Here is a 7,215-nt window from a genome sequence, read left to right on the forward strand (position 1 = left end):
AATCTTTGGATAAATTTGTAGAAAGCAATATTTCCACAGAAATATTTGTCAATATTTAAAAAAAAGTCAAAAGTTATGAACAAGATATCATACTCTATACAAAATAGTTAGCAATTCGTTCGTCAAAAAAAATTTTTATTTTTTTTAAAAAACGCTTGACTTCATAAGATTGACGTCATACATTGCCCGCCATATTTCATGGTCCCTAAACCTAATATTAACTTAAAACTTTGCGTACATGAAAAAAATTACGATTTTATTGGCTGTGCTATTTATTAGCGTGAGCCTTTATGCTCAAAAGGGGTTCAAAAACCCAGCCGCCGCTTACTGTGAATATTTGGGCTACAAGTATTCTGTTCAAACCGATGCTCGAAATGGTTCGGTTGGAGTAGTAACCTTACCCAACGGGAAAACAGTTAATGCTTGGGATTTCTACCGTGGGAAGATTGGTCAAGAGTACTCCTATGCTGCACTAAAAGGTTATGAAATTCAAACCGAGACAATTACCAAGGACGGCTATACCACCGAACGCCCAGTTGCCGTTCGCACCGAAAGAGGTGTTGAGCAGCGCATTCCACTAGATCAGCTCATGGCCATGTTTGGTGACAATATTGAGTTTGCATCAAAAGGAGAAGCCAAAGACATTTTTGAAACGGCGAAGATTGATCCCAACTTTAAGGCTTCCAGAAGTTTACCAACCACCTTTGACTGGAGAAGTTACAATGGCCACTCCTACATTGGAAGCGTTAGAGATCAAGGAAGCTGTGGCGACTGCTACGCTTTTGGTGCTACAGCTTGTGCCGAAGGTACCTATAACTATGCTACAGGTAAATATGACAGCAACACGGCCGATTTCTCCGAAGGTTATATTGCATGGTGCTTAGGTAGCATGTCAGCATACAGCAGCCACTTCAATGGTTGTGGTGGAGCCGACTACGACTACATGGAGCTTCAAGCGCTTTGTGACATAGGAACAGTAAATGAATCCTACTTCCCCTATTCACAATCAACGAGCCAAACTTGCCCGTCGGCAGCAACCAATGCGCCAAAAACTAAATTCACAGGTTGGTATCGCGTGGCTTGCTCCGACGAAAATGCCATCAAAACAGCCATAATGACCTACGGTGTGGTTGATGCAGCGGTATATGTATCCACTGCCTTCCAGAACTACACCGGCGGTGTATTCTCCGATGCCAGCACCTCTTGTACTGGTAGCCCTTGCTACAACACAACCACCAACCATGCAATTTCGTTGGTAGGCTGGGGAACAGATGCAACAAAGGGTGATTACTGGATATTGAGAAATTCATGGGGTAGTTCATGGGGTGAAAGTGGCTATATGCGTATAGCCGTTACCTCAGCACGTATTGCCTGCTCCGTTTGCTACATGACCTACACAAGTGACAATACAACCACTCCTACCGTGAGCACCAATAGCGTAAGTTCAATTGGCAACAATTCTGCTGTTTGCGGTGGAAATATCACTTCAAATGGTGGAAATACTGTTACTGCAAGTGGAGTTGTATATGCAAAAACAGCTGGCGTGACTACCTCAAATGGAACCGTAGTTTCAACCTCGCCAACCGTTACTACTGGTTCATATAGTGTAACAATGAACGGCTTAACAGCAGGAACAACATACTACGTTAATTCATTTGCTACCAATTCCAAAGGAACCAGCTACGGCGCTGAGAAATCGTTTACAACCACCGGAACAGCTCCAATTTCCTATTGCACCTCACAGGGAAATAGCTCATCCTACGAATGGATTGCCAGCGTTAAGATTGGATCATTTACAAACACCTCAACCGCCGCTGGTTACACCGATTTCACTAGCAAGGTTGTTAACCTTACTGCAGGAACTGCTGCAAGTATTACCTTAACCCCAGGATTTACAAGCACAACCTATGCTGAGTATTGGAAAATTTACGTTGACCTTAATGGTGATGGTGACTTTGACGATGCTGGTGAGCTGGTTTACGATGGTGGTGCAACGAGCAAAACTGCCGTAACAGGAACAATTACAATTCCTTCATCACAAGCCGCCATTACAACCAGAATGCGGGTTAGCATGAAGTATAATGGTTCTCAAACACCTTGCGAAAGCTTCAGCTATGGTGAGGTTGAAGATTACACTGTAACCATTGCTGCCGGTGGAGCACCAACAATTCCTGCTGTCCCAACCGGACTTGCTGCCTCTTCCATTTCAACTACAAGTATGACCATTAGTTGGAGTACCTCAAGTGGAGCAACCTCCTATGACCTACAATTTAGACCATCAGGTGGGAGTTGGACAACCTACAACACTACGACCACTTCGAAGGCAGTTACAGGGTTAACAGCAAATACAACTTATCAATTCCAAGTTAGAGCAAACAATAGTGCCGGTAGCAGCAGCTACTCCGCTGTTGTTTCTGCCAACACCCTTAGCCAAACAGTTTCCTACTGTGCATCAAAGGGTAGCAACGTAACCTACGAGTGGATTGACCTCGTTCAGCTGAACGAAATCAACCGCACTTCTACAAGTGATGGTGGCTACAAAGACATGACAAGCCTAACGGCGAACGTTGGCATTGGAACATCTCAAACCATATACTTCAGCGCTGGATTTAAGAGCACTTCTTACACTGAATACTGGGCCGTATGGATTGATTGGAACCAAAATGGCACCTTTGAGGATAGCGAAAAGATGGTAACCGGCAGCTCATCCAGCAGCAGCACACTCTCGGGTACTTTCACCGTTCCATCCACAGCAACTCTTGGAAAAACAAGAATGCGCGTTACAATGAAGTATAATGCTGCGCCCACTTCTTGCGAGACATTTAGCTATGGTGAGGTTGAAGATTACAGCGTAAACGTTGTTTCAAACGGTGCTAAAAATCTGAACGACAACAACACTATCGCTGAGCAAATTGGCAACGAAACTGCAAATGCAGTGGAAATTTATCCTAACCCAGCAAAATCGTCGATTCATGTAAATATTCGTAGTGCAGAAGGTGCCATAATGGTACGCATTTACGATATGCGCGGTGCCTTGGTTAAGGAAGTTCTCCACCAAGACAATAACGATATCGACATTAGTAACCTTCCTGCTGGTACCTATATTCTACGTGCTGACGAGGAAAAAGAACCGCTGACGGCTAGATTTGTAAAAGAATAGCCTAAAGTAATTTCATAGTAATTTTCAAGTAAAGCCCGACTCGGTCGTCGGGCTTTACTTTTTTGGGGTTATCGGAATAAAAAATGGCAATAAAAGTTGGATTTTATAAATATTCTCACAAACTTACCATCCTACTAACAAACTTTAAATTACTGGAGAACAAAGGAACTCATCACCAAAATTTTAGAGTTAAAACTCTCCAAAGGCAGTTTACTACTGCTACCTATTAACCAAATAGTTACCCGGCCGCGAGGTCGGGTTTTTAATTACTATCTATTCCCTTCATAATGCTGCCATAATGGCGTAGAATCAAAGGCAACCATTCTGCTTTCATAATCACAAATCGTTGTTTACTTGATTACTACATTTAATCCTTCAGTCCAATGGCAGATGGAACAATTATTGCAATGGCTAGCTACATCATATATAAAAACTTAAATATCTTATATGGAAATTAAGATAACCCTTGAGAATGGGAAGAAAGTAAATGCCCAAGTTGGTGACCAGCTTATTAAAACAGACCAATCGCCCAAATCAGGCGGAGAAGGGAGCGCTCCAGAGCCATTTGCTCTTTTTCTAGCATCTATTGGTACATGTGCCGGCATATATGTAAAGTTCTTCTGCGACCAAAGAGGCATTCCTACCGATAACATTTACCTTACACAAAAACTTGACTTTAACCCCACAAGCCACCTCTACGAAAAAATAGTCCTGGACATAAATTTGCCAGCCAACTTTCCTGAAAAATATCTGGAAGCTGTAAAAAAAGCTGCCGATCAGTGTGCCGTTAAGCGACACTTACTAAATCCACCCAAGATTGAGGTGAATACTGTGGTTTCAAAATAGATGATAATGAATGAGGACGGCTCAAATGAATCGTCCTCTTTTTTGGATAAACCATTGGAAAAATGCTCATGCAAGGAATAAAGAAGAGTTCACTGTAAGGCTATTTTTTGTGACCATCAACTTTTTTTAGAATTTCATCTAAAAAGTCGGTTTGTATCGATTGGATTTCCAATAATCGTTGGGTTTGGTGATTAATGAGATGTTCTATTTTCTCATTAATGATACGAATCTCCAGCTCTGATTTCAGGTTGACCTTATAGTCGTATTCCGACCTCTTCCTATCCTTATCTTCCTTTCGGTTTTGGCTCATCATAATGATTGGTGCCTGAATAGCTGCCAAGCTGGAAAGAATAAGGTTGAGCAAAATGAATGGGTAAGGGTCGAAGGGTTTGGAGACCAGAATAACCACATTGATGGCCATCCACGTAAAGAGGAAAATGAAAAAAGCGATGATAAATGTCCAGCTGCCCCCAAAATCGGCAATCTTATCGGCAACCCGCTCACCATACGTTTGCTGTTCTTCAATAGTTTCGCTAATATTTTCTGACAAGATGGTATTTTGTGCAATGCTATCAATAACCTCCTTCTCCATGGCAGAAATATCACCTAACTCATCGAGCACCAGCTGCTCTAGGTGACGTTTTCTAAAGCTACTTAGCTCGGAGGAAGAGATAAAAGATTTCTCAGTGAACATTGGATTATCTTGCTGAATTAGAGCTAATACACTCTTACGGATTTGGTCACCACGATAAACCTCATGGGCTGGGAACTCTTTTCCTGAAATGTCGGATCGCTGCAATTTCATTGGTAACAGTTTTTGGAATTAAGGCAAAAAGATAGGACATTTTTTAATTCAACCTAGGGAGAAATAATCTTAACATGGCTGCACTTAAGCTAAATAATCCTAAATAGTGGAAATGTATTTGTTAGAAGGCGTATATTTATCAAGAATTTAAAGCCGCAATATTGGTTAAGCAGTTATTCATCTGAATATTATAGAAAATTACTTGTAAGAAAAAATGAAAAAAAAGCCTACAATAGTTAATGAGATTATGCAACATCTGGAAAAGTTAATTTCCAGGCTCACCGATTTATATGGTGAGCCGGTTGTTTTTCCAAGTTTAGGTGTTGCCACCTTTAGCACATTCGAGGAGCTAATGCGTATTATTCCTTCCCCTAGCGAAAATCAGGAGGAACTACTACTCATTGGGCCTGATCGACTAAATTAACTCATAAAAAATCACTATTGTCCGGTAAACATTTGTTGATCCCTTACAGGGAACTTGCATCAAATATTGGTATGCTGTTTTACAATACTTTATCCGCTACGCGGAAAATTCTCCGTAGGAGATTTAGTATTGTAGAGAATGTAACCCCTGTTCTTTAGATACCTCGTAGAGGTTTAACAATTTTAAGCAATACAGGAGAAATTAAGTTGTTTCCCCGGACAGTAGTGATAAAAAATGAAGCGCCGATTTCCAAAGAGATCGGCGCTTTTTGTAATAATTGGTAACAGTTACTTTTTAACTGGGCTAGTTGGCGTATCTGGAGTATTAGCCATATTCTTTTTAGCACAACACGCCTTCTTATCATTTGTTTTAGCCTTATCGCAACATCCAGCTTTCTTGTCCTTCTTGTCGCAACACTCCTTTTTTGTCTCCTTTTTTGCAACAGGCTTATCGTTCTGAGCCACGGCAGTAAAGGTTAAGCCTGCAACCAGCATTGCTGTAGAGGCAAATAATACTATCTTCTTCATATAAGCAATGATTTAACAGTTAATACCTAGTTCAATAATAATCTTGGACCCATTACCACTTTATAGGAAGCGAGATTTGAGAGTTTCTACAAAACTTCCAACCTAAAGTAGATAAGACCTTTTTTAAAACAGCAACTAGTGAACTAATGTTCATCAGGATAACAACAAAAATTATTACTAATCCAATTATGTTGATTCCAACTAGTCTTTACCAATTTTTTGAAAAAAAAGGCCTGCCACATAACGTAGCAGGCCAGGGAAAATGAGGTAAAATATTCTAATGCGATAAGTCCTTTGCTGGAGGAATCGTTGTGGGTAGATAATCCTTGTAATCTTTCATTTCCTGCATTATTACCTCAATGGCCTTATCAAGCTGTTGATCGTCGCCGCTGTATTCAGTGGCTGGATCATTCTCGATAGTAATATCTGGATCAACACCGTGTCCTTCAATAATCCACTGGCCAGTTTTTGCAGAAATAGAGGTAAATTGAGGAATACGAAGGTCACCACCATCAACAAATGGCAAAGAGCCTGTAATTCCTACAATGCCTCCCCAGCTGCGAGTGCCAATAATTTTTCCTATCCCCAGCTGCCTAAATCCGTAGGGAAATAGGTCGCCATCGGAGGCTGAATACTTATCGATTAAGCAAACCTTTGGACCTACCAAGGTTTTATCGGGTACAGGAGAAATCTGATTAGAGTTCCTTCTCATGGTGGCGCGATATGCAACACGGCTCAAACGCTCTAATATCATAGGCGAAACATTTCCACCGCCATTACCCCTATCGTCAACAATAAGTGCCTTTTTATCGAGCTGTGGGTAAAAGTACTTCGCAAACTCGTTGAGCCCTTCCACGCCCATGTCGGGGATATGTACATAGCCCACCTGTCCATTGGTTGCCTTTTCCACCTTGCGAACATTGCCCTGAACCCAGTCAAAGTAGTAGAGCGCCTCCTCAGAAGCGATGGGAACAACAATAACTTTTCTTGCTCCATCAAGAGAAGGCTTGGAATTTACCATCAGCTCAACCTGTCTGTTGGCCATTCCTGTAAGGAGCGAATAGATATCGCTAACTGAATTGGTGGGCACATTGCCAACAGAGACAATGAAATCGCCCTCAGCAACATCAACGCCCGGTTCAGCAAGAGGTGAACGAAGATCCTTACTCCAAGTTGCACCTTCCAGAATCTTATCAATTCTATAGAAGCCACTTGCGTCACGGCTAAGTCGAGCACCAAGAAGTCCCGTTTTGATTCTCTCCGGTTTTGGCATATCGCCACTATTTACGTATGCATGGCCGATGCTCAGTTCACCAATCATTTCACCAATAATATAGGTTAAATCGGCACGATGATTTACATATGGAAGAAGAGCGGCATACTTGTCATGGATTGCTTTCCAATCGAGTCCATGCATACTTGGTACGTAGAAGAAATCACGCATTTGCCTCCA

6 protein-coding genes are annotated in these 7,215 nt (G+C 41.6%); 3 read left to right on the top strand and 3 right to left on the bottom strand.

The window, feature by feature from the left end:
* Positions 1-238 precede the first annotated feature (238 nt).
* Together VMW01_06050 and VMW01_06055 are read left to right on the top strand one after the other, a co-directional pair.
* The gene (locus VMW01_06050) at positions 239-3,160 is read left to right on the top strand and encodes a GEVED domain-containing protein (GenBank protein ID HUW05803.1); all 2,922 of its coding nucleotides are present in this window, start codon (positions 239-241) and stop codon (positions 3,158-3,160) included.
* A 447-nt stretch (positions 3,161-3,607) separates the two neighbouring features.
* Complete coding sequence (locus VMW01_06055) at positions 3,608-4,006, top strand: OsmC family protein (GenBank protein ID HUW05804.1); 399 nt, start codon at positions 3,608-3,610, stop codon at positions 4,004-4,006.
* A gap of 100 nt (positions 4,007-4,106) precedes the next feature.
* Here VMW01_06055 and VMW01_06060 read toward each other — a convergent pair whose 3' ends face one another.
* Positions 4,107-4,811, bottom strand: a complete 705-nt coding sequence (locus tag VMW01_06060; GenBank protein HUW05805.1) for a DUF1003 domain-containing protein — start codon at positions 4,809-4,811, stop codon at positions 4,107-4,109.
* Positions 4,812-5,025: 214 nt separating this feature from the next.
* Between VMW01_06060 and VMW01_06065 the strand changes: the two genes are divergently transcribed.
* Positions 5,026-5,235 carry a hypothetical protein gene (locus tag VMW01_06065; protein HUW05806.1) on the top strand — a complete coding sequence of 70 codons (210 nt, stop codon included), beginning with the start codon at positions 5,026-5,028 and terminating at the stop codon, positions 5,233-5,235.
* A gap of 287 nt (positions 5,236-5,522) precedes the next feature.
* On the opposite strand, the gene VMW01_06070 is transcribed toward VMW01_06065, so the two are convergent.
* Together VMW01_06070 and VMW01_06075 are read right to left on the bottom strand one after the other, a co-directional pair.
* The gene (locus VMW01_06070) at positions 5,523-5,762 is read right to left on the bottom strand and encodes a hypothetical protein (protein HUW05807.1); all 240 of its coding nucleotides are present in this window, start codon (positions 5,760-5,762) and stop codon (positions 5,523-5,525) included.
* Between the two features lie 277 nt (positions 5,763-6,039).
* Positions 6,040-7,215, bottom strand: a 1,176-nt coding sequence (locus VMW01_06075; protein HUW05808.1) for a PDZ domain-containing protein, incomplete at its 5' end; no start/stop codon positions are given.

Source organism: Williamwhitmania sp. (assembly GCA_035529935.1).
GTDB lineage: Bacteria > Bacteroidota > Bacteroidia > Bacteroidales > Williamwhitmaniaceae > Williamwhitmania.

What these genes read in the sequence shown, in the direction of transcription:
- VMW01_06055 (HUW05804.1), top strand. Translation starts at nt 3,608, where the DNA reads ATGGAAATTAAGATAACCCTTGAGAATGGGAAGAAAGTAAATGCCCAA.
- VMW01_06060 (HUW05805.1), bottom strand. Translation starts at nt 4,811, where the DNA reads ATGAAATTGCAGCGATCCGACATTTCAGGAAAAGAGTTCCCAGCCCAT.
- VMW01_06050 (HUW05803.1), top strand. Translation starts at nt 239, where the DNA reads ATGAAAAAAATTACGATTTTATTGGCTGTGCTATTTATTAGCGTGAGC.
- VMW01_06065 (HUW05806.1), top strand. Translation starts at nt 5,026, where the DNA reads ATGAAAAAAAAGCCTACAATAGTTAATGAGATTATGCAACATCTGGAA.
- VMW01_06070 (HUW05807.1), bottom strand. Translation starts at nt 5,762, where the DNA reads ATGAAGAAGATAGTATTATTTGCCTCTACAGCAATGCTGGTTGCAGGC.